This is a genomic window from Burkholderia sp. 4M9327F10, from assembly GCF_005503145.1.
Classification (GTDB): Bacteria; Pseudomonadota; Gammaproteobacteria; order Burkholderiales; family Burkholderiaceae; genus Paraburkholderia.
Genome location: NZ_SCNV01000008.1, coordinates 168,615 through 188,377 on the forward strand (window position 1 = coordinate 168,615; position 19,763 = coordinate 188,377).

At 61.4% G+C, this 19,763-nt stretch carries 20 protein-coding genes, 1 tRNA gene and 2 pseudogenes; 9 read left to right on the forward strand and 14 right to left on the reverse strand.

Annotation, left to right across the window (positions count from 1 at the left end):
• Window positions 1-231 precede the first annotated feature (231 nt).
• The 4 genes from FFS45_RS11310 to FFS45_RS11325 all read right to left on the reverse strand — a co-directional run bounded on the left by FFS45_RS11310 (window position 232) and on the right by FFS45_RS11325 (window position 4,528).
• Complete coding sequence (locus FFS45_RS11310; protein ID WP_212745718.1) at window positions 232-1,839, reverse strand: AAA family ATPase; 1,608 nt, start codon at window positions 1,837-1,839, stop codon at window positions 232-234.
• The gene (locus FFS45_RS11315; protein WP_137954721.1) at window positions 1,829-2,959 is read right to left on the reverse strand and encodes a hypothetical protein; all 1,131 of its coding nucleotides are present in this window, start codon (window positions 2,957-2,959) and stop codon (window positions 1,829-1,831) included. The genes FFS45_RS11310 and FFS45_RS11315 overlap by 11 nt, the downstream gene beginning before the upstream one ends.
• A gap of 10 nt (window positions 2,960-2,969) precedes the next feature.
• Window positions 2,970-3,254 carry an AlpA family phage regulatory protein gene (locus tag FFS45_RS11320; RefSeq protein ID WP_137954722.1) on the reverse strand — a complete coding sequence of 95 codons (285 nt, stop codon included), beginning with the start codon at window positions 3,252-3,254 and terminating at the stop codon, window positions 2,970-2,972.
• A gap of 194 nt (window positions 3,255-3,448) precedes the next feature.
• The gene (locus tag FFS45_RS11325; RefSeq protein WP_171029631.1) at window positions 3,449-4,528 is read right to left on the reverse strand and encodes a hypothetical protein; all 1,080 of its coding nucleotides are present in this window, start codon (window positions 4,526-4,528) and stop codon (window positions 3,449-3,451) included.
• Window positions 4,529-4,914: 386 nt separating this feature from the next.
• Between FFS45_RS11325 and FFS45_RS11330 the strand changes: the two genes are divergently transcribed.
• From FFS45_RS11330 to FFS45_RS11340, 3 genes and pseudogenes are all read left to right on the forward strand, one after another.
• On the forward strand, window positions 4,915-5,211 hold the full coding sequence (locus FFS45_RS11330; RefSeq protein ID WP_137954724.1) for a hypothetical protein: 297 nt from the start codon (window positions 4,915-4,917) through the stop codon (window positions 5,209-5,211).
• A gap of 80 nt (window positions 5,212-5,291) precedes the next feature.
• Window positions 5,292-6,086, forward strand: coding sequence for a hypothetical protein (locus tag FFS45_RS11335; protein WP_137954725.1), 795 nt, complete (start codon window positions 5,292-5,294; stop codon window positions 6,084-6,086).
• 46 nt (window positions 6,087-6,132) lie between these two features.
• Window positions 6,133-6,462, forward strand: a pseudogene (locus FFS45_RS11340) (tyrosine-type recombinase/integrase); the annotation flags it as partial.
• Window positions 6,463-6,693: 231 nt separating this feature from the next.
• On the opposite strand, the gene FFS45_RS11345 reads toward FFS45_RS11340, so the two are convergent.
• From FFS45_RS11345 to FFS45_RS11370, 6 genes are all read right to left on the reverse strand, one after another.
• Window positions 6,694-7,908, reverse strand: a complete 1,215-nt coding sequence (locus FFS45_RS11345; RefSeq protein WP_137954726.1) for an integrase arm-type DNA-binding domain-containing protein — start codon at window positions 7,906-7,908, stop codon at window positions 6,694-6,696.
• A gap of 173 nt (window positions 7,909-8,081) precedes the next feature.
• Window positions 8,082-8,157 (reverse strand) — tRNA-Ala (locus tag FFS45_RS11350).
• Between the two features lie 64 nt (window positions 8,158-8,221).
• Entirely contained in the window at window positions 8,222-8,593 is a 372-nt protein-coding gene (locus tag FFS45_RS11355) for a c-type cytochrome (protein WP_137954727.1), read from the reverse strand.
• Window positions 8,590-9,384, reverse strand: coding sequence for a BON domain-containing protein (locus FFS45_RS11360; RefSeq protein ID WP_137954728.1), 795 nt, complete (start codon window positions 9,382-9,384; stop codon window positions 8,590-8,592). The genes FFS45_RS11355 and FFS45_RS11360 overlap by 4 nt, the downstream gene beginning before the upstream one ends.
• A 20-nt stretch (window positions 9,385-9,404) precedes the next feature.
• Window positions 9,405-9,992 (reverse strand): phosphoheptose isomerase, encoded by a 588-nt coding sequence (locus FFS45_RS11365; RefSeq protein ID WP_137954729.1) that lies wholly within the window; start codon window positions 9,990-9,992, stop codon window positions 9,405-9,407.
• 182 nt (window positions 9,993-10,174) lie between these two features.
• Window positions 10,175-10,633: a YraN family protein gene (locus FFS45_RS11370; RefSeq protein ID WP_171029632.1), complete on the reverse strand. Its 459-nt coding sequence runs from the start codon at window positions 10,631-10,633 to the stop codon at window positions 10,175-10,177.
• On the opposite strand from FFS45_RS11370, the gene rsmI reads away from it, so the two are divergent.
• A complete protein-coding gene (rsmI, locus tag FFS45_RS11375) occupies window positions 10,632-11,540 on the forward strand; it encodes a 16S rRNA (cytidine(1402)-2'-O)-methyltransferase (RefSeq protein ID WP_137954730.1) in 909 nt (302 codons plus the stop codon). The two genes, FFS45_RS11370 and rsmI, sit on opposite strands and share 2 nt — an antisense overlap.
• A 138-nt stretch (window positions 11,541-11,678) precedes the next feature.
• Here rsmI and FFS45_RS11380 read toward each other — a convergent pair whose 3' ends face one another.
• A complete protein-coding gene (locus FFS45_RS11380) occupies window positions 11,679-12,311 on the reverse strand; it encodes a septal ring lytic transglycosylase RlpA family protein (RefSeq protein ID WP_137954748.1) in 633 nt (210 codons plus the stop codon).
• A gap of 594 nt (window positions 12,312-12,905) precedes the next feature.
• Between FFS45_RS11380 and FFS45_RS11385 the strand changes: the two genes are divergently transcribed.
• The 3 genes from FFS45_RS11385 to FFS45_RS11395 all read left to right on the forward strand — a co-directional run bounded on the left by FFS45_RS11385 (window position 12,906) and on the right by FFS45_RS11395 (window position 14,762).
• Entirely contained in the window at window positions 12,906-13,550 is a 645-nt protein-coding gene (locus tag FFS45_RS11385; protein WP_137954731.1) for an MBL fold metallo-hydrolase, read from the forward strand.
• Window positions 13,547-14,215, forward strand: a complete 669-nt coding sequence (locus FFS45_RS11390; RefSeq protein ID WP_137954732.1) for an exonuclease — start codon at window positions 13,547-13,549, stop codon at window positions 14,213-14,215. The genes FFS45_RS11385 and FFS45_RS11390 overlap by 4 nt, the downstream gene beginning before the upstream one ends.
• 88 nt (window positions 14,216-14,303) lie before the next feature.
• Window positions 14,304-14,762, forward strand: coding sequence for an Lrp/AsnC family transcriptional regulator (locus FFS45_RS11395; RefSeq protein WP_074263115.1), 459 nt, complete (start codon window positions 14,304-14,306; stop codon window positions 14,760-14,762).
• A gap of 108 nt (window positions 14,763-14,870) precedes the next feature.
• Here the strand turns inward: FFS45_RS11395 and FFS45_RS11400 are convergent, their stop codons facing one another.
• The 3 genes from FFS45_RS11400 to FFS45_RS11410 all read right to left on the reverse strand — a co-directional run bounded on the left by FFS45_RS11400 (window position 14,871) and on the right by FFS45_RS11410 (window position 17,706).
• Window positions 14,871-16,082: a cation diffusion facilitator family transporter gene (locus tag FFS45_RS11400; RefSeq protein ID WP_137954733.1), complete on the reverse strand. Its 1,212-nt coding sequence runs from the start codon at window positions 16,080-16,082 to the stop codon at window positions 14,871-14,873.
• A gap of 267 nt (window positions 16,083-16,349) precedes the next feature.
• On the reverse strand, window positions 16,350-16,649 hold the full coding sequence (locus tag FFS45_RS11405; RefSeq protein WP_137954734.1) for an H-NS histone family protein: 300 nt from the start codon (window positions 16,647-16,649) through the stop codon (window positions 16,350-16,352).
• A 388-nt stretch (window positions 16,650-17,037) separates the two neighbouring features.
• On the reverse strand, window positions 17,038-17,706 hold the full coding sequence (locus tag FFS45_RS11410) for a pyridoxamine 5'-phosphate oxidase family protein (RefSeq protein WP_137954735.1): 669 nt from the start codon (window positions 17,704-17,706) through the stop codon (window positions 17,038-17,040).
• Between the two features lie 215 nt (window positions 17,707-17,921).
• On the opposite strand from FFS45_RS11410, the gene FFS45_RS11415 reads away from it, so the two are divergent.
• A complete protein-coding gene (locus FFS45_RS11415) occupies window positions 17,922-19,133 on the forward strand; it encodes an MFS transporter (protein ID WP_137954736.1) in 1,212 nt (403 codons plus the stop codon).
• 255 nt (window positions 19,134-19,388) lie between these two features.
• A pseudogene (locus FFS45_RS42885) lies at window positions 19,389-19,688 on the forward strand (hypothetical protein); the annotation flags it as partial.
• Window positions 19,689-19,763 lie beyond the last annotated feature (75 nt).

Genomic DNA, 19,763 nt, shown 5'->3' on the forward strand with positions numbered 1-19,763 from the left:
GTACCGACGTTCGAGCAGAATCTAATCCAACCCTCAACAACATCGACTCGAACCTAACTATGAAAGTACCGGAATTTCCCGCCTCCAAGAACGCCGGCCACGACGTGAAGACATCTTGCCGTAACGCAGCGTTTGCCGAGCATCGGCACATTGGGGAAGGTGTACAAGTTAGTGCTGACAGTTTCGCGCGCCGCAGCTACGGCATAAAGCACACGCCGCAGCGCTGCGAGGTTAGCCAGCCAATTCAACAAAATTCAATTTGACGAGTCGTTCCTTAACCGCTGCTTTCCACCCGTCGCTAGCCGGCGTTTCTCTGAGGACGCCATCAACTGCTTCCTCTCGCACGGAATATTCGTCGGCTTCGTCGGAATACGGCCGGTTCAAGCGCAGTCCCCGATACTCGTCCACGCAGATGCGAACCAACGACTGCCACACGGCGTCATCGACGTCACATTGAACCTGTTTAACTTGCCCAACTTGTTCAACTTGTTCAACTTGTTCAACTTGTTCAACTTGTTCAACTTGTTCAACTTGTTCAACTTGCTCACCTTGCGAAGCAAAAATCGACGACACCGCTGCAGGAGCAAGCAGAGCATCAAACGCTTCGGTGCCGTGCTCGGCCGGCCGAAAACTGCTCGATGACGCACCGACGTAACGTCGTGCGGGTTGAGCAACACGCGGACCCACAGAAACGCCGACGCGCCCCCAAATATCTGGCTCGCCAAAGTTGCGCGTAGGCGGCGTGCCCCTACCGATGGCGGAAGCCGGCAGCGCCCACAGGTAGGAACTTGCTGATCCCGCGCCGCGCTGCTTATGCGATTCGATGCCGACCTGTTCGCGCGCACGGCGAAGAGTTGCCTCCGAGATTCCAGCATCGGCCGCCCTTGCTTGGACCTCCGACGCGGGCATCGCGCCAGCCTGTAGCGTCCTCGTCAGGAAATCACCCGCCTGATGAACCTTGCTGGCGGCCGCGCCACGCTCTCCGCCTTCGGCCATATTCAAGATGTCCATCGCAGAGCCAGGCAACGCAGCCCCCCATTGGATACACGAACTTTCAACTACACCCTGCTGAGTTTGAAGTTGCGCACCGACGGTGCGATACAGGAAGCCACCATCCTCGCGGCAAATGTTTGCCTTCGCCTTAACCAGTACGCTCCATTCCCGTACCGCCCCGAAGCAACCACTATCGTCACGGACCACCAACATCGCGACCCGGACGACCGCGCCAAGGCCCACACCACCGATGATCCGCTCAAGGGGGTGCTTTTTCTTCGAAGCTTTGACCACGTGGGTCAATCCCAGCACGGCACAGCCCGTACGTTCGGCCAGACCGACCAGCGGCAAGAGGCTCTTTCTCACTTTTGAATTGTTACCAGGACTACCCGGCATCAAATCCGCGATCGAATCGATGATGAGGAGCGCGACGTCCCGCAGATCCCCAATCCTTTGCTCGAGCAGCGGTAGATCGCTAACAGGATCAAACGGACGACGGAGCCATTTTTCTTCGGTCATACGCACCACCTCGATATTCCTGAGATCGGCACCCGCTGAAGCCAGACGTGGAACTACTGTGTCCTCGATTCCGTCCTCGGACGACCAGATCACCACACGAGCGCGCCGACTATATGTTCCATCCGGCAAGGTGCCTCCCGACGAAATCGTCGCGGCCAAGTTGAGCGCCACCGTGGTCTTGCCCGTCGACGGCGCCCCCGCCAGAAGATGCACTTTCCCCCAATACAGCCAATCCTTCCATATACCCTCCGGCGATTGCATCTGAATGTTCTGGGCGGATTCGAGGATGACACCCGTACCAGTGTTCTTGGGGCCGCTAGCGAACATCACGACCTCCGCTGCTTCGGTCGATCACCACACCGTGAACAGCCAATTCGCGACGCAACTTAACCGCCTTCTGTTGCGAGCACCCGAGGTGATTGCGGATACCAGCTACGGTAGGTTTCAACTTGCCGTCCGCGACGTCGCGCATAAATTGCGCGAGTTCGGCATCGGCGTCGCTGAGTACTGTGGAACGCGCAGCGGGGCCATCGGCATCGCTACCCACCTCGGTCGCGACTGGATCGCTGCCCATGCCGTTACCGATCGCCACAGTCGTGGCATACGCTGGGCGCCCGTCGTAAAGGCGTCTTGACAGCGCAAGGTACCAGCCAAGCACGCCGATGCCGTCGAGCACAGCTGCATAAATGAGATCGAGCAGCAGCATCACACGGTCTTCGTCGATCCCCGTCAGGGCCGCCAGCTGCGCCGCTACAGGATCAGCGCGCATCGCATCGCGCTGCCGAATCGTCCGATCATCCAGAGCCGCCCGGCGGTCCGCGAGGAGTTCGCTACGCTTCGCCTCGTCAGCCTCGGTCTGAAGTTCGTCGAGCGTAGCGATGACCGTAGCCCGGCGCAGACGAGCGTCGGCGCAGGTGCTCCCGCAGCGATGGTTGTCTATAAGAGCCAGCTTTGTGCGTTCGGCTGCCTGATCCCGGGCGATGGCGGTCAAATCGCGCGTCGGAGGATCGGCGGTCAGCGGAGCCGTCACTGAGTCGGGCACGCTTTCCGCCCGCCGCGCACCCGCGCGCTGCTGAGCGAATTCGTAGAACGCGACCTGACCGCTGAGTGTCGAGACGAATCCAGCCGCACATACAGCTCCGATGATGATGCGCGCGGCGACCGACCGCCCTCGGCTCAACGTCGGCAGGAGGTGAACAGCGGAGACGACCACGCCAGCGAAAGCCGAATAGGCCAATTGTTCAGCGAGCGTACCGCCGCGCTCCCAGGCTGCGAACACAGCGATGCCGCATGAGGTCATCGTCGCTCCAGCCGCCAAGGCAAGCGACGTGAGACGCCCTGGGTTGCCTTTCCTGGAACTCGATGACGTGCCCAACGATCGGGCCGCGTTGATGGGATTTTCTGCGACCCAGCCGCTATCTGGCGGGGAGAAAGTTGGCGTGAGCATACCAATCTCCTTACGCCACAATGCCGCGGGCCTGCGCACGCGACAAGATCCAGTCCTCGACCTCCTGCTCGAGATACCCTACGCTACGCGCAGTCAGTTTGATCTTGCGCGGGAACGTCGGATCGGTCCCGGCCAACGCATAGAGAGTCGCGCGCGACAGATTCGTCCGCTCAACTACTTGCTTCATGCGCAGGATGCGCAGCGCCTTGTCGGCTTTCGAATTCGCGTCGGCCGAGACGGTACGGTACGTCTGCTGAGAATGCAGCAAACCGGCATTCGACAATTGGTCAGTCATGGGGTTCTCCGTCACTGGTTGTGACGGACGAGGATGTCTGTCCTCGTCCGTTTTGATCCGGCTAGCGCCGTGAGTGACGGAGAATGCGACCGGAACGGCTGTTCCGAGCAAGCGAGATTTGTTGGTGGGCGCGCAGCCTTCTACGGCAACGGTCCGAGCGTCTATTGCGAACCAAGGCGGAACACGGGCGGAACCTACTTTCGTTTGGGCTTTGGCTTTTGGAAGGGACGTGAAGGGGAAGTCTTCTTAGGCGCCGTCTCCGGATCAGCTTCTCTGACAAATCTCCGGACGAGGGAGTCGCTCACGTCGAACTTGTCCGCTGTTAGCTTGGTGTAGTTCTTAACGCGCTGGCTCTTCAGTTGCTTCCAGTAAGCGACAATGGCTTCCCTGCGCTCTTCGGAGCTAAGTTGATGCTCGTTATATTCCGCTAATCCGTTCCGCTCGAGATAGGCAATCGCAGTCGAGCGGGAAATCAGGCTTCGTACGGTCAACGCCGGAACGTGGTGATGCTTCCGATCGAACGCAATTAGCTCTCCCTTCTCAAACATGCGCTCAAGGGCATTACGGTGAAGCACAAAGAGATCATCCTGCTCCACTTTTCGGCGCTTGATCTCTGCGGCCGTTATGAGGATCGGCTCCCATGCCTTCCGTGCTTTCAGCCCCCGGTAGGCGGTCAGGAAATTTTCAGCCTGTTCGTCCGAGATCGGATGGCGCAGCAGCGGGAGTTTCGGCAAGAGTGTCTCAAGCCAACGCCGATCATCGTCCGTAAGCTCGACGGGAAATTCGACGTCACCATTTCTGATCGGGAACGGCTGCGAAGAAAACTCACGCTCTGCCAAACCGCTTTCCTCAGTCGTGTTCGGGGCGAAGGAAACCGCCGCAAAAGCCGCGTCGGCCATCTTCGCCACAGCCGGCGGTATCTGCAGGCGATCACCCTTCTCCTGCACAGAAGGCACTCCAATCAAGCCTCCGACGATACAATCGATGCCTTCCAATCGCTCGACAGGACGGATCGCATGCGCGATAGCGGAACAAAAGTCGAAAACGTCAATCGTCTGGCCTGACGGCAATTTAACTCGCATTTGCATCCCCACTCCTCCACTCGCAATCTGAAAAAACACGTCAGTATAGAGGCAGTGGAAGCGGGCCAACACGGCAGCGGAAACAGCAATCACCGCCGTGCTTGGCGACCATCGGTAAGGGGATGCGATGGGGACGCGGCGGCGGCCATTTGAGAATAGTGCTTTCAGTTGGGCCGGCGGAGCCCACACCATTTAACGGGATTTCCGTACGCCCCTCCCGTACCGTCCGGGCAGTTGGGGGCTTGGGGACTAAGCACCGGCGAAGACATCAATCGCCCGTATATTGAGCGCGCCCGGTGCTCGCAGAGGCGCGCGCGGCCGAGATGCCGCTGCGAAGCGCCTTTAGCCCTGCGATTCCAGATGTTCTGGACACTTGGACAGCGCCTCGACTTCCTTCCCTGATGCCTGCCACGCCGGCGCAAAAACACCATTGCAAAAGCATAACTCCAACTTATTTATTGAAAACAACTGTTCTGCAAAGGCTTCCCATGGAATAACAGGAGTTATTTTTATAACTCATTGCTTTTTTTCGAGGCTGGCGGTATTGTTCGTCCATCAATTTATACCCGGGGCAGGGAATGCAACGACACCATGAAGCTCAACTTCGGCAACTTTTCGACGAGGTCTTCCTTGTCGGCACCGCAACAGTTCCATGGGACCAGCTGTACATGTGGCTGGGCGTCAAGCGGATGACGAAAGGACCATGGCGGGAACTCCATCAGCTTTGGGCGGAGCTCTGCGACAGCCAAGGCTTTACCAAGCCGCTCGACTTGATTCTGGTAAGTCAGCAAGGCCCGACACAGTCGCGGGCCATTTTCAGACGCCGGCTGCACAAGTCCGAGGTTATCTCGCTCGTCGCGGATCTCGCGGCGTAAACGTCGCCCCCCACCTGAACCGCCAAATGGGTAGCCGTAGGTCCTCTGCGACTGAGGTTTAAGCCCAATCGGAGTACGACATGCACGGACAAACCGCCGAGGTATCGGCGCTCATTTCCGATTTCACTCGGCGGCTAGCGGACCTAGGTCACAGCGCCGTTGTCGCCCTTGCCCATGACGATGTGCCCGCGCGCCGGGGAATCGCCATTTTTTTTGGCAACCACCGTGATGCCTTTTATGGCCCCTACTTCGATATGGAGCGCGGCCACCGTTGCGTCCAAGAGAACCTTGGCGACAAGGAACTACGGGATGCATGCATATCCACATGGCCCGGAGATTGGCCTCCCGACCACACAGTTGCGCGAACCGCCCCGCCACCAGTCCGCGTTGCCCAACGCCCTGAACTGGCTCGCCATCTCGGTGACCTCCTGACGAACTGGCTGCCTGGCGACGTCGCACCGGCCCGTCATGGCGAATACGAAGTGAAGAGGTTCGGCGCAGTGAAGCGGGATACGTTTTCGGTGGCCGGATGGCAACACGGAACTCCCGACAAATGGCGCGGCCTTGACCTGCTTCTGACGCCACAACGTGAGCGCTCATTGATGAGTGCGTTCCGTGATGGCGACATGAATGCCGGGTTCCTGCTGATGCTTGATGCCCATTCGCGAAGAGGTAGCGTAAACCCCACCTTTACCCTCGACGACAAATGGGCGTTACGTGCGGCCACATGCGCTTGCCTGCTCCACCTTTGCGAAGTTGGACGGCCCCTGCTTGAACTGGTCAAGGACTATGCGCCACCACTCCGGCTGAAGGCGGGGCGACCGGAAGTCATCCGCGAGCGGGCCCGTGCCTTCGAACAAGGCGAGCCGCTCTAAAGGAGGCGCAACGTTCTTGGGCGATACGGCAACCTGTCTTCAACACATGCCACCCGCAGCTTTCGCAATCGTGGTGCTGCGGCGGCAGCGCGCGAAGAAGCGTAAGCCTGAATGCGTCGAAAGCGTATTCGTGCACCACGGCAGGCTGGTCTATTAGACCGTTACCGCCGCATGGACAAAAGCGCTCAAACGCGCCGGCATCCCTGACTTCCACTGGCACGATCTGCGCCACACGTGGGCAAGCTGGCATGTTCAGCGCGGCACACCGTTACAGGTGCTCAACGAGCTGAGAGGAAGGGAAGCGCTGGAAATGGTGCAACGCTACGCGCACCTGTCGGCCGATCACCTGGCGCACTGGTTCCAGCCGCACACCTAGGTCGTCGACCTACAGACGGCCGCCGGCTAACCGTATTTTCAGGCGCAAACGATGACGCAGAGAAAGCGCTGGAAGCCTTACGGCTATTGGCGTGCCCGGCTGCGATCGAACCAGCCCCCCTTGCCTTCGGAGTAGAGGCATCCAGCCGCCACCTCTTCGCCCTCAGACACCATAGCTAGCACGGTCGTCGATTCTGCGCGTCTTGGCTCACCATGACCATCGGGATCCGGTTCAGCCTGTCGCGGCAATAAATTGAATTACGGCGGCCCCTGCCTTCAGCTTGTCAAGATAGTCTGCCCACCTCTGCATCATCACTATCCGATCGTCGATGAATTTTGTCCGGTTATAAGCCGTACCCAGTGAATCTGAAACCTTGTGGGCAAGCTGATGCTCGATGACTTCACTCGGAAAGCGCAATTGCTCATGCAGGACCGTACGCGCCATTGCCCGAAAACCATGGCCCGTAATTTCAGTTTTGGTATCGAAGCCCATCCGCCTAAGCGCCGCGTTGATTGCGGCACCGCTCATGGGCTTCTTAACGTCACGCCCTGGGAAAACGTATTTGCGTTGCCCCGTAAGCGCATGAAGTTCGCGCAGGATCGCAACGGCTTGCGTAGCAAGCGGCACAAGGTGCTCGGTTCTAGTCTTGGAAACGGTATAGCGCCATTGTGCTTTGTCGAGGTCGAACTGTACCCATTCCGCTGCCCGCAACTCTCCGGGGCGAACGAATAACAGAGGCGCTAGGCGCAATGCACACTGCACGACAAAGGTGCCCTGAAAACCATCGAGCGCACGTAGAAGACCGGCCACCTCATCAGGTTCCGTCACGGATGCAAAATGGGTGTGACGTGCAGCCGGGAGTGCGCCGCGCAGGTCAGCACTCACATCGCGCTCTGCGCGCCCGGTGGCAACGGCATAGCGAAAGACCTGACCGCAGTTTTGGTGGACTCGATGGGCAGTATCGAGCGCGCCCCGAGCTTCGACTCGGCGCAGTACCGACAATACTTCAGGGGCTTTAATCTCCGCGATTGCCCGGCCACCCAGCCAAGGGAAGACGTCCTTCTCGAGGCGGGCAATGATCTTGTCGGCGTGGGTCTTTGCCCATCCCGGCGCATGCCTCGCAAACCACTCACGGGCAACGGCTTCGAAGCTGTTTGCGGCGCGCTCCACCGTTGCTGCTTTCTGCACCTTGCGCTCAATGCCCGGATCGACGCCATTGGCCAACAGCCTACGGGCCTCATCGCGACGTGCACGCGCTTCTTTCATGCTCACATCTGGATAGACGCCCAGCGCCAGCCGCTTTTCCTTGCCTGCAAATCGGTATTTGAACCGCCAGTACTTTCCGCCTGCCGGAGAGACTTCCAAGTACATGCCCGAGCCGTCAGTAAGACGGTAGGCCTTCTCGCGCGGGCGCGCGCTGCGAACTTCGACATCAGTGAGGGGCATTCAAAACTCCGTGGGGGCATCAGCTTATCGGGCATCTAACGTGCCCCCGAATGTGCCCCCTCATGCCCCGAGATGTCAATGAATGTAGCCAGACTTCGCCGGACATAAAAAACCCCACGAGCCTTTCGGCTGCGGGGTTTCCGGACAATCTCGGACAACTTCGGATGTGATCTTGGTGGAGAGGAGGAGGATCGAACTCCCGACCTTCGCATTGCGAACGCGACGCTCTCCCAGCTGAGCTACCCCCCCAACGACCAAATGATTCTAGCACAAGGTTTTTTGCTTTTGCCAAGCCGCCCAGCGCGTCAAAAACTCATTTAGAAGGCGCGCCGGCCAGCACCCAATCCACTACCGTACGGATGTCCGCATCGCTCATCGCCGGGTGCGCCGGCATCGGAATGGCGCCCCACACACCCGAGCCGCCATTCTTCACCTTCAGCGCCAGTTTGACCGGCGCCTGGGCGTCGCCCTTGTACTTCCCGGCGATCTGCTGAAACGACGGCCCCACCAGCTTACGATCGACCGCATGACAGCCCATGCACGCATTGGAACGCGCGATGGCCAAACCGCGCGGGACATCCTCAGCCTGCGCCGTTGCAGCAAGACCCGCCAATACCAGCGCCGCCCCCACGCTCAGCAAACCGCGACCGGCAACATGGCCGGCCAGAAACCCACCCCGCTTCATTGGCTTACCGCCGGGTTGCCCGGATGCACCGGACTGGAATTGGTCACCGGCGCCGGCGCCTGCTGATCGAGCGGACGCGAGCTAACCGAAGCATCCGGCACCGTGCCGACCGTCGCATCGGTCGTCGGCGGAGGCGGCGGTGCCGCCGGCGCGCTGGCCGCGGCAGCAGCGGAGGCTGCAGTTGCGTCTTGCGGCAGGATGTACTGGAACACCTTCACCACCTGCGTGACGCCCGGCACACGACTCGCCACGTCGGCGCCGCGCGCGCCTTCATCGCGCGTAACGAGACCCATCAGGTACACCGAGCCGTTCTCGCACACCACCTTGAAGTTGTTCGCCGAAATGTTCTTCTCGGCAATCAGCGCGGTCTTGACGCGTGTTTCAAGGTACGAGTCGTTGGTCCGCGAGGACAGCTCGGCCGCCGGCCCGATCGTCAACTCGTTGACGATCGCGTTGACGTTGTTGAGCGAGCGCACGATCTGCTCGGCCTTCTGTTTGGACGCGTCGTCCGGCACTTCGCCGGTCAGCAGCACGCGCCGGTTGAACACCGTCACGTTGACGTGCGCCTGTTGCGGCAGATTCTGATTGATCTGCGCGAGCGATTTCACCTGAATCTCGCGATCCTCGGTTTGCGCACCAAGCGTACGCCGGTCGGTCGCCATCAGCGCGCCGCCGCCCGCCGCGCCGGCCACCAGCAGGAAGCACCCCTGCAACGTCGCGGACAGCCCGGCCGCCAGCCCCACCACCAGTGTGGTTCTCACCAGTGTCGTCTTGATGCGGAATACGCTCATCAACTAGCTCTCCTTCGGAATCAGTCTTCGCCCAGCAACATGGCATCAATGCCGTCGCACAGACAATGGATGGTCAGCAAATGCACTTCCTGAATGCGTGCCGTGCGCTCGGAGGGCACGCAAATGTGGATGTCGGTATCGGACAGCACCTCATGCGCCTTGCCGCCGCCCTTGCCGGTCAACGCCACGACGATCATCTCCCGCTCGTGCGCTGCCTCGATTGCGGCCAGCACGTTCGCCGAATTGCCCGAGGTCGTGATGGCGAGCAGTACGTCGCCGGGTTGGCCCAGCGCCCATACCTGCTTCGAGAAAACCTGTTCGAACGCGTAGTCGTTGGCAATTGCCGTAATGACGGAGGTGTCGGTGGTCAGCGCAATCGCCGGCAAGCCGGGGCGTTCGCGTTCGAAGCGGCCGATCAGTTCGGCGGCAAAATGTTGTGCGTCGGCAGCGGATCCGCCGTTGCCGCACGCAAGAATGCGGTTGCCATTGGCAAGCGCCATAAACATCGTGTCGATCGCTGCGGCGATCGGCATCGACAAGGTTTCGAGGGCTTCGAGTTTGACCGCCGCGCTGTCGCGGAAGTGCTGTTGAATGCGTTCGACTGACATCGAGTCTCTATCTTTTGCCGCGTATGGACCGCTCTCGCGCGGCCCTGTTGTGAAGACATGTTGGTGTGGCTGAAGGTGCAGGCAATGCCCATGCATGACCCGGCGCGCAAACAACGCAACACCGGGCCACCCGCACGCGAGCGCAAGTTTATCGCACTCAGGTGCAATCTCCGCGTTGCGTCCTAGACTTCGTCGGCGCGAAACGCGTCGCGCAGCCACACGAGCCGCCCGCCTTCGAACGCGACCACGTCGAAACGGCACGCCGGCACCTCGCCCACGCGAGTCGCCAGATAATGGCGCGCGGCACGCACCAGCCGTTGGCGTTTCTGCCAGCCAATGCTTGCGGCCGCTCCGCCGTAGCGCCGCTGTGCCCTCGCGCGCACTTCGACGAACACCAGCACGCCGTCGCGCTCGCGCATCACCAGATCGATCTCGCCGCCGCGGCACACCACGTTGCGCGCAACCAGACGCAAGCGTTGACGCTGTAAAAACACCAGCGCGTGGGTCTCGAAAGCCGCTCCGACGTCTTTGGACCCCGCGCGTCCCAAAAAGTTGTGGCCGTTCGCAGGGGGCGCCGAACCCTCTGCCGCTGCGTGGCACAATGTCGGCCTTGCTTTGTCTGTCTGCGTCTTCTGCCTCATGACCCCTCTCTCCGAACTTGCGCAAGGGCAGCAATACCCCGCTGCCGCGCTCTATGTGGTGGCGACGCCGATCGGCAACGTCGCGGACATCACGTTGCGCGCGCTGCACGTGCTCGGACTCGTGGACCGCATCGCCGCCGAGGACACCCGCAATACCGGCCAACTGCTGGCTCGCTACGGCATCTCGAAGCCGCTCCTCGCCGTGCATCAGCACAACGAGCGCGCGGCGGCGCTGCGCATCGTCGAGCATCTGCAGGCGGGCGAGCGGGTTGCCTACGTGTCCGACGCCGGCACGCCCGGTATTTCGGACCCCGGTGCAAAACTGGTGGACGCCGTGCGCGAAGCCGGCTTCCCGGTGATTCCATTGCCGGGCGCAAGCGCGCTTGCCGCTGCCCTTTCCGCAGCAGGCGACTGGGTGGCCACCTTCTCGTTTCTCGGTTTTTTGCCGCCCAAGGCGAAGCAACGCGCCGCAACGCTGCAAACGCTCGCGACGCATCCGCACGCCATGGTCTTCTACGAAGCGCCGCATCGCATCGTAGAGACGGTCGAGGCTCTGGCCGAAGCATTCGGCGGCGCCCGCAAATTGCTGATCGCCCGTGAGCTGACTAAGTTACATGAGGCGTTGCATCAAAGCACCCTGGCCGAAGGGCCAACGTGGCTCGCCGAAGACCCGAACCGGCAGCGCGGCGAGTTTGTTCTGGTGGTGCAAGGCGCGCAGGCACAAGCCACAGGCGAGCACGATCACGACGCGTTGCTGGGCATCTTGCTGGAAGAACTGACGGTGAGTAGCGCGGCGAAAGTTGCGGCGGCCATCACGGGTGTGTCGCGCAACGCGCTGTACACGCGCGCGCTCGCCCTGAAGAAAGACGAGGACGACGAGGGCGAGGGCGAGGAAAGCGAAGACTGAAGGACCGCGCGAGCGGCGCCCTTCAACTCTTCGGACCGCACGCGAGCGGCGCAATCAGCCGCGCGCGGGGTGCAGGGTGAATCCAGGCATCTAACGGAAAGCAAAGGGAGCAGCAAACCACGTGCCGCCCCCGTTACATCACTTGAGGTCGTTGCCGTTCGACGCCAGCGTCTCGGCCTGCTCCACCTTGGCCTGCTGCTGCGTCAAACCTTCAATTTCCACCCGCGCCGTACCGGCGTGCTGCATATGCAGTGCCGACGCCGCGGCCATGGACAGGTCGATCACGCGGCCGCGTGCGAACGGTCCGCGGTCGTTGATGCGGACGATCACCGAGCGGTCGGTGGCCGGGTTGGTCACGCGCACGTAGGAGCCGAGCGGCAGCGTACGGTGCGCGGCCGTGAGCGCGTGCATGTCGAAGCGCTCGCCGTTGGCAGTGCGGCGGCCGTGGAAGAACCTGCCGTACCAGGAGGCGCGGCCGGTTTCGTGATAACCAGCCACGTTGGGGCCGGCAACCGTGAGGGGCTGGGCGTCGCCGAGCGGGGTGCCGTCGGCGTCGGAGGCCGCTGCGGCGGGCGTGCCGAAGGCCTGCGGGGCGAATGCGCCCGTGCCGCCTGCTTGCGCGCTCTTCGTGCTGAGCGGCGGGTTACTTGCCTGATTGGCCGCGTTCGGGGGCACTGCGCACCCTGCGAGCATAAAAAAGGCAAAAAGACTCCCCATACTTCGGGATGACCGAGTTTTCATAAGACGTGCAATCACAATGTCGAGCCGCATCACGCGATAGCTGCGTGTTGCTGCGACTCCGGCGGGAAGCGAACGACCACGCGCCGCGCAGCAATGCGCAGTACGCTGAAGCCCGCACGCGGCATGCCTGCCGCTCCCGCACGGTTAATTTTCACGTCTGGCGCAACCTGTCCCCGGCAGCCTGACCAGACCCCACAAGCCGCCATCGAACGTGGCAATCACGTTCTTGCACGCTCAACAGCAGCGCGCAGGAACGGCGGCGTAGGCCCCACCCAGCGTCACGGCAGTAGGCCGTAGCAGGCGCGTGGCGCCTGGCTGGACGAGACGTGCGCATCGGACGCATCCGATGCTGGATTTGCCGTCGAGAACCCCGACGGCACTTACTTGACGACGATCGGCGCTCCATTTTTCATGGGGACGCATCGTCCTGTGGCAGTACGGTCTTCCGTACACTAGGGCGCCATTATACCCAAAAGACATTTTTGGGATGCCAAGGTGCTGATAGCTTTGATGAATTTTCACTATTGATGCAAAAATAGGCATTGCGCATCAGCCATTTGGCCTATCGGCGAGGGCCCTGCAGCGCCGGTACAATCAACGTTTTTGCCGCGACCCAACGTCCTCATGAAAGTCACTCTGATCCCCGTCACGCCGTTCCAGCAGAACTGCTCGCTGCTCGTTTGCGAGGCAACGGGACGCGCCGCGGTCGTCGATCCGGGCGGCGACCTCGAGACCATCCAGGGCGAGGTCGCGCGCCAGAACGTGTCGGTAGAAAAGGTCTTTCTGACGCACGGCCATATCGATCACTGCGCCGGCGCGAAGACACTGGCCATGCATTACGGTGTGCCGATCGACGGCCCCCATCCCGACGAACGCTTCTGGCTCGACAAGCTGCCGGACCAGAGCACGCGCTTCGGCTTCCCGGCCGCGCAGGCGTTCGAACCGGACCGCTGGCTGCAGGACGGCGACACGGTCCAGTTCGGCAATGAAACGCTGGAGGTCTATCACTGCCCCGGCCATACGCCCGGCCACGTGATCTTCTTTAGCCGCGCGCACCGGCTCGCGCTGGTGGGCGACGTGCTTTTCGCCGGCTCGATCGGCCGCACGGATTTTCCGCGCGGCAATCATGCCGACCTGATCCGCTCGATCCGCGAAAAGCTCTGGCCGCTTGGAGAGGACGTCACCTTCGTGCCTGGCCATGGGCCTACTTCGACGTTCGGCGCCGAGCGCCGCACGAACCCGTATGTCGCTGATGGAGTGAGCGCATGAGCGCCGAAATCTATGTGAGCACCGATGTCGAAGCGGACGGCCCGATCCCCGGCCCGCACTCGATGCTCAGTTTCGCCTCGGCGGCTTATACCGAAGACAAGCAACTGATCGGCACCTTCTCGGCCAACCTCGAACTGCTGGACGGCGCGCGGCCCCATCCGGTTCAGGAGGCCTGGTGGAAGACCCAGCCCGAGGCGTGGGCCGCTTGCCGCACCGATCTCCAGCAACCCGCCAAGGCCCTCGAAGCCTACGTGACGTGGGTGGAGGCGCTACCCGGCAAGCCCGTCTTCGTGGCGATGCCGGCCGGCTTCGATTTCACCTTCATGTTCTGGTACATGATGCGCTTTGCCGGCCGCTGCCCTTTTTCATGGTCGGCGCTCGACATCAAGACGCTTGCCTTCGCGATGACGGGTCTGCCCTATCGCAAATGCATCAAGCCGCGCTTGCCACAGCGCTGGTTCGACGAACATCCGCACACCCACGTCGCGCTCGACGATGCAATCGAACAGGGCGCGCTGTTCTGCAACATGCTCGCCGAGCTGCGCGGCAACCAGGCCGCGCTGGCTGACCACGTCAACGCAACGGCCGCAGCGGCCGCGGCCGCCGCAGTCGCAAATGATGGGGACGGCACAGGGCAAAATGTCGCCGCCAAACCTGCAAATTAGGTAATCTCGCTCGCCAGAGCCGTTTTACATTGCGTTTCGTTTTCACCGCCTCTACTATTAGGAACATGGCACGCCAACGGAGGCGCAGTTGACACTCGATACGTTCTCTCAAAAGATCCTGCGCCTGTTGCAGCTGGACGCTCGCCGCTCCGTGCAGGAGATCTCCGATCAGGTCGGTCTGTCCAGCACGCCGTGCTGGCGGCGGATCAAGGATATGGAGCAGTCGGGGGTGATCCAGCGCTACACGGCTTTGCTGGATCGCGAAAAACTCGGACTGCATGTGTGCGCCCTCGCCCACATCCATCTGACGCGGCATACGGAAGGCGGGGTCGAGCAGTTCGAGCGGGAGATCGCCACCTGTCCCGAAGTGACCGAGTGCTACAGCACCACAGGCGAATCCGATTACATCCTCAAGATCGTCGCGCCGGACATCAAGGCCTACGATGCGTTTCTGCACGAGCGCATCTTCAAGATTCCGGCGGTCGCGCAGGTGCGCACGAGTGTCGTGCTGCGCGAGATAAAGTTCGACACGCAGTTGCCGCTTTAAGAGCCTGGACTCCGGGCGGCTAGCGCCCAGCCGCCAGCGATAACCGGCACACAGTCCGCAGGTAGTCCGCTGTCCTCCGGCCTGTGTTGTGCGCCGGGTCCGTTTGTCCTAGACGATATCGCGACGTTCCGCTGCCGGTTGCGCAGACGCCGCGCCCGGCAAGCCGGCATCCATGGCCCGCAACACGCGCAGATGGCGAGCGCCAAGCCGGCTCTTCAACCCTGTCAGATCCAGTTGCGCGAGGCGTTCGGCGTCGCTGCCGCGCGCCTGCGATGCGCTGGCGGGCAGCGTCACGTCGACATCGAGACCGGTGCTCAAGTAGTGAATATTCACTGCCGCGGCGTGCTCTCCCTGCGAGGCCAAGGCCGCCTCGACCTCGGCGACGACGCGCTCGCGCGGCGGCAGATTGACCGGCGGCCGCGCCAGCGCGTCGTTTTCCGGATCGACGTGGATCAGCGCGTCGAGCACGCGGTTGTCGCTCAGCACGCGCGCGCGTGCCGACTCGGCAATGTAGTGCCCTTCGGAGACGGAGATCAACGGGTCGACCAGGATGTGCGCATCGACAAGCGCGAAGTCGCCCATCTTGCGCGTGCGCAGCTCGTGCACGTCGCGCACGCCGGGCGTGGACATCAGCAGTTTGCGGACATCGGCGGTGGCGGCGTCGTCCAGTGCGCGGTCCGAGAGGTCCTGCAGCGCATCCCAGCCGAAAGTCCAACCCATGCGCGCGACCATGAAACCGACTATTGCCGCCGCAATCGGATCGAGAAGCCGCACGCCAGCCAGGCTGCCGATAATGCCGATCGCTACCACCAGCGACGATGCCGCATCGGAACGCGCATGCCAGGCATTGGCAATCAGCATGGCCGAACGCACGCGCTGCGCTTCACGCAGCATGTAACGAAACAGGGCTTCTTTCGAAACGAGTACCAGCAAAGCGACGGCAAGCGCACTCAGATGAACCGCCGGAATATCCCGCAAATCTGCAAGGCGCGTTCCGGCGCGCCATAGCATGCCGACGCCCACTGCTATTAGCAATGCACCCAGAAACAATGAAGCCACTGTCTCATAGCGGCTGTGGCCGTAATTGTGATCGGCGTCCGGCTGCGCACCACTGTGGCGATTGGCGATAAGTACGACAAAATCGGAAACCAAGTCGGCGAGCGAATGCACACCATCAGCGACGAGTGCCTGCGAATGGGCAATCACACCGATGACGATTTGCAGCGCCACCAACACTGTATTGAGCGCAATACTGACAAACGTACTTTTGCGCGCGACGTCGTGTTTTTCTGCGGATTGTGCGTCGAGAGTGGAGAGCATGCGGGCGGACCGGATTTTCAATCTGGCGATTCTAACCGCCGCATCGTGACAAATCCCTCAATCCCCTAAAATTCTCTTTTAAATCAGATGCTTATCTAAACGGGAAGCATTCGTGTTTCGCATAGTGCGGAATCGCCGGGCGCGGCGCAGTAAACCACGTTCACTCGGTGAGCCACATGGGTTACCGAAGACGAAAAAAAACCGCGCACCTGAAGGTTGCGCGGTTCTTTGAACGGTGGCGCAATAAAGCGCCCACCGGGCTTACGATTAACGCGAGATCAGAAACTTCTCACGATCCTGACCGGCGATCCAGCGCGGCGGTTTGCCGCGGCCGGACCAGGTGCTGCCGCTGTCCGGATCACGATATTTCGGCGCGACGCCAGCACGGGGACGACCCACTTTCGCATTCTTACCACGGCCACCGCCCAGCTCAGCGAGCGTAATGCCATAGTCGGCCATCTTCTGCTTGATCTCGTTCAACACTTCCGCGTATTCACGCGACTTTGCTTCTTCGATCTGCTTTTCCAGCTTTTCTCGCTGTGCGAGTAGTTCCTTGTAGGAAGACATAGGTTCCCTTGTGGTTTGGATAAATGACTACCGGTCTGAGCCGGTTTGCCCTTTGAAGGTGATCATGCCTCGGAATTTGCAGGCGAGATTAACACAAAATAGAAACCGTGGAAAAGTCGATTTCTTAAATTAATTATGTTTCGTTTCGAAAAATTTCAACTTGCAACGACGTTAGCAAGCCTTTCATTTACTTCTTTTTCGCAGACTATGGAAAAACAGGCCTCTGACAGAGTAAATCGCAGAATTAATTCTCAAATTATGAAAATTAATATGTGAATTGCGCCGAAACATTTCATGAGATGAGAGCTTTTCTGACGATTGGCCCTCATCCATGAGATAAATAGTCAGGATGCATCGGCAACTCAGTGTTTTCCCGCAATAGTGAAGGTCATGAACCGTTCATATGCCGTGCCATGCAATCTTCTAGTGCCGCATGCAAGGAATCGGTATCTTTAGCGACGGTCTCGAATATGAAGCGGCTTCGCAAAGTTCCTTTTTTGAGATCCGCGCCATAGCGGTCCAGGCCCAGCAGTTCCAGATCGTGGGCTCGCCGAGGGTGGGCGCCGAACCACGCCAGCAAGGCGCATTCATCGTCGAACGAGATGGGGTCTAGCGGATCAAGCTCGGCACCGTCGAGCCAGCCCATGGCGCCGAAGCCGCCGATGTAGCGCAATCGCTCGAGCGTCATCACCCAGAAGCTGAAGTCGCCCAGCGCCAGATAGCGTTCGGCGTCGGGGTGATAGCGCAAGTAACGGTGCGCCACGGCAGGCTCTGCTTCGACCATCTCGAACGAACCCAGCAGCGTGAGCCGCTGACCGTTGAGCACATCGCCATCCGGGGCGTGCGCCACCAGAAATCCAGCGCGCGCATCGGCCCGCAGGTTGTGCGTGTGCTCGGCGAGCCGGCTCACGAGGATGGTCGGGCGGTGCCGTGCATCCAGCGCGAACGGCAGAATCGACGGATACGGAAAGCCCTCGGGCTGGCGCGAGTGGGTTGCGAGCGTGCCGGTCGCGGCCTGGTGCAGCAAATGAAGCGCAGCGTGAGCGGGGATATTCAAGGGCGCGTCCTCAATGGATGCCGTGTCCTCAAGTGCCTGATATGAAGCAGCATGATTGTGAGGGGGATTGAGAGAGATATTAGTTCACGGCGTCTGCAGGACGGCGGTCGCTTCGTTAGAATCTGAAGTTCGCTTTCAGGCGGCTTTCTTGGCGCTGCCCGCTCCCTCATTGCCGATCCCTGTTCTTCTTTGCCGCTTCCGCCAGCGAGACTTCCGTGTCCGACCGACCATCCGATTTCACCGCGCTCCCCGCCGCGCACCGCAACCTGCCGGCCACCTCGCTCAAGCGCGCCCGCTTCGCGACCATGGCGCTGTTCTTTATCGCCGGGATGATGTACGCGTCATGGGGGGTGCATGTGCCGACCGTGCGCGACCGTTTCCACCTGAATCCGGCGCTGCTGTCCTTCGCCTTGCTCGCCGTGGCGTGCGGTTCGATTACTGCAATGGCGACCAATGCAAAGTGGATTGCCCGTGTCGGCACTCGTCGCGCGTGTCTGGCCGGCGGTCTCACGATGGCGTTCTGTGCCGCACTGATCCTTGTCGTGCCGTTTTACTGGCTGCTGCTGGCGGTGCTGGCCGTGTTCGGCGCCGGCATGGCAACACTGGATGTCGCGATGAACGCGGAGGCAAGCGCGGTCGAGCAGACGCTTGGACGGCCGATCATGTCCGCGCTGCATGGCATGTTCAGCGTCGGCGGGATGGTGGGCGCGGCGGTCGGCGGAGCGCTGCTGGCACGCGGCATGGCGCCTGCCGTGCATCTGGTGCTGGCCGCCCTGCTGAGCGCGCTGGTCCTGATAATTGCCTGCCCCGCGGTTTTGCCGCACGTGCCGCACGCCGACCATCCGGATGCCGGCACGCCACGTGCCAACCGCTGGCGCTCACCCGCGCTGTGGGCACTTGGGGCAACCGCGCTGGTCGCGCTAATCGCCGAAGGGGCAATGTACGACTGGGGCACTGTTTATATGCGTGACGTTGTCCTCGCATCGCCTGCCCTTGCGAGCGCGGCCTATGCGGCGTTTTCCGGCGGCATGGCGGCGGCCCGTTTTGCCGGCGATGCCGTGCGCGCCCGTTTCGGCGCGCCGCAACTGGTGATGGCAAGTGCATCGCTCGCGTGCGCGGGCATGATCGGCGCGCTGCTGTTGCCGTATTCATTCACCACGCTGTTTGGCTTCACGCTGATGGGTCTCGGACTGGCGAACATGATGCCGGTGCTGTTCGCGGCGGCCGCGCGGGTCGAAGGCATCCATGCGGCCGAGGGGCTCGCGCATGTCGCGGGGCTCGCCTATTTCGGCTTGCTGCTTGGGCCTGTGATCATTGGCGGCGTAACGCAGGTCACCGATCTGCCGATCGGGCTCTCGGTGGTCGCGGTGTGTTCAGCGCTTATCGCGTTCGCAGGGCCGAAGGTGCTGCGCCGTTTGAAAATTTGATGCGGATTGGCTCAGTGCGCGAGTGAGCGGCGCGTGACGCCGCTAGAAACGCGCTCCCTTGCGTTACGTTACACGCGCGAGGCGCAAGGCTGTGTTCCGTGACACACGCTTGCCCGCAGCGCGTGCCACGGTGCTGGACAAATCCCATACCGCATTGATTTATAAGGATTTATCGCTCGAATTCGGTCTTGTCGTACGAATGGCATAGGCCTTGCAGTTAGCTCCCCACTGGTTCAATAACGGGGGAGCAGAAACATGAATCGCACTTTCCAAATGACGGCCATCGCCATGTGCGTGTCGTCACTGATGGTTCTTCAAGGTTGCGGCGGATCGACATTGACGGCGAAATCTCCGACGCTTGGCAGCGGCTCAGGCGGCGGAACCGTGACCGGTACGGGCGGCGGGTCCGGTGGCGGCTCGGGTGGCGGCTCCGGAACGGGCGGCGGCTCGGGTGGCGGCACGCCGACGCCTACTCCGACGCCGACACCTACTCCGACGCCGACGCCTACCCCGACGCCTACCCCGACGCCGACACCCACCCCGACGCCGACTCCGACTCGACTCCGACTCCGACTCCGACTCCGACTCCGACTCCGACTCCGACTCCGACGCCGACTCCGACGCCGACGC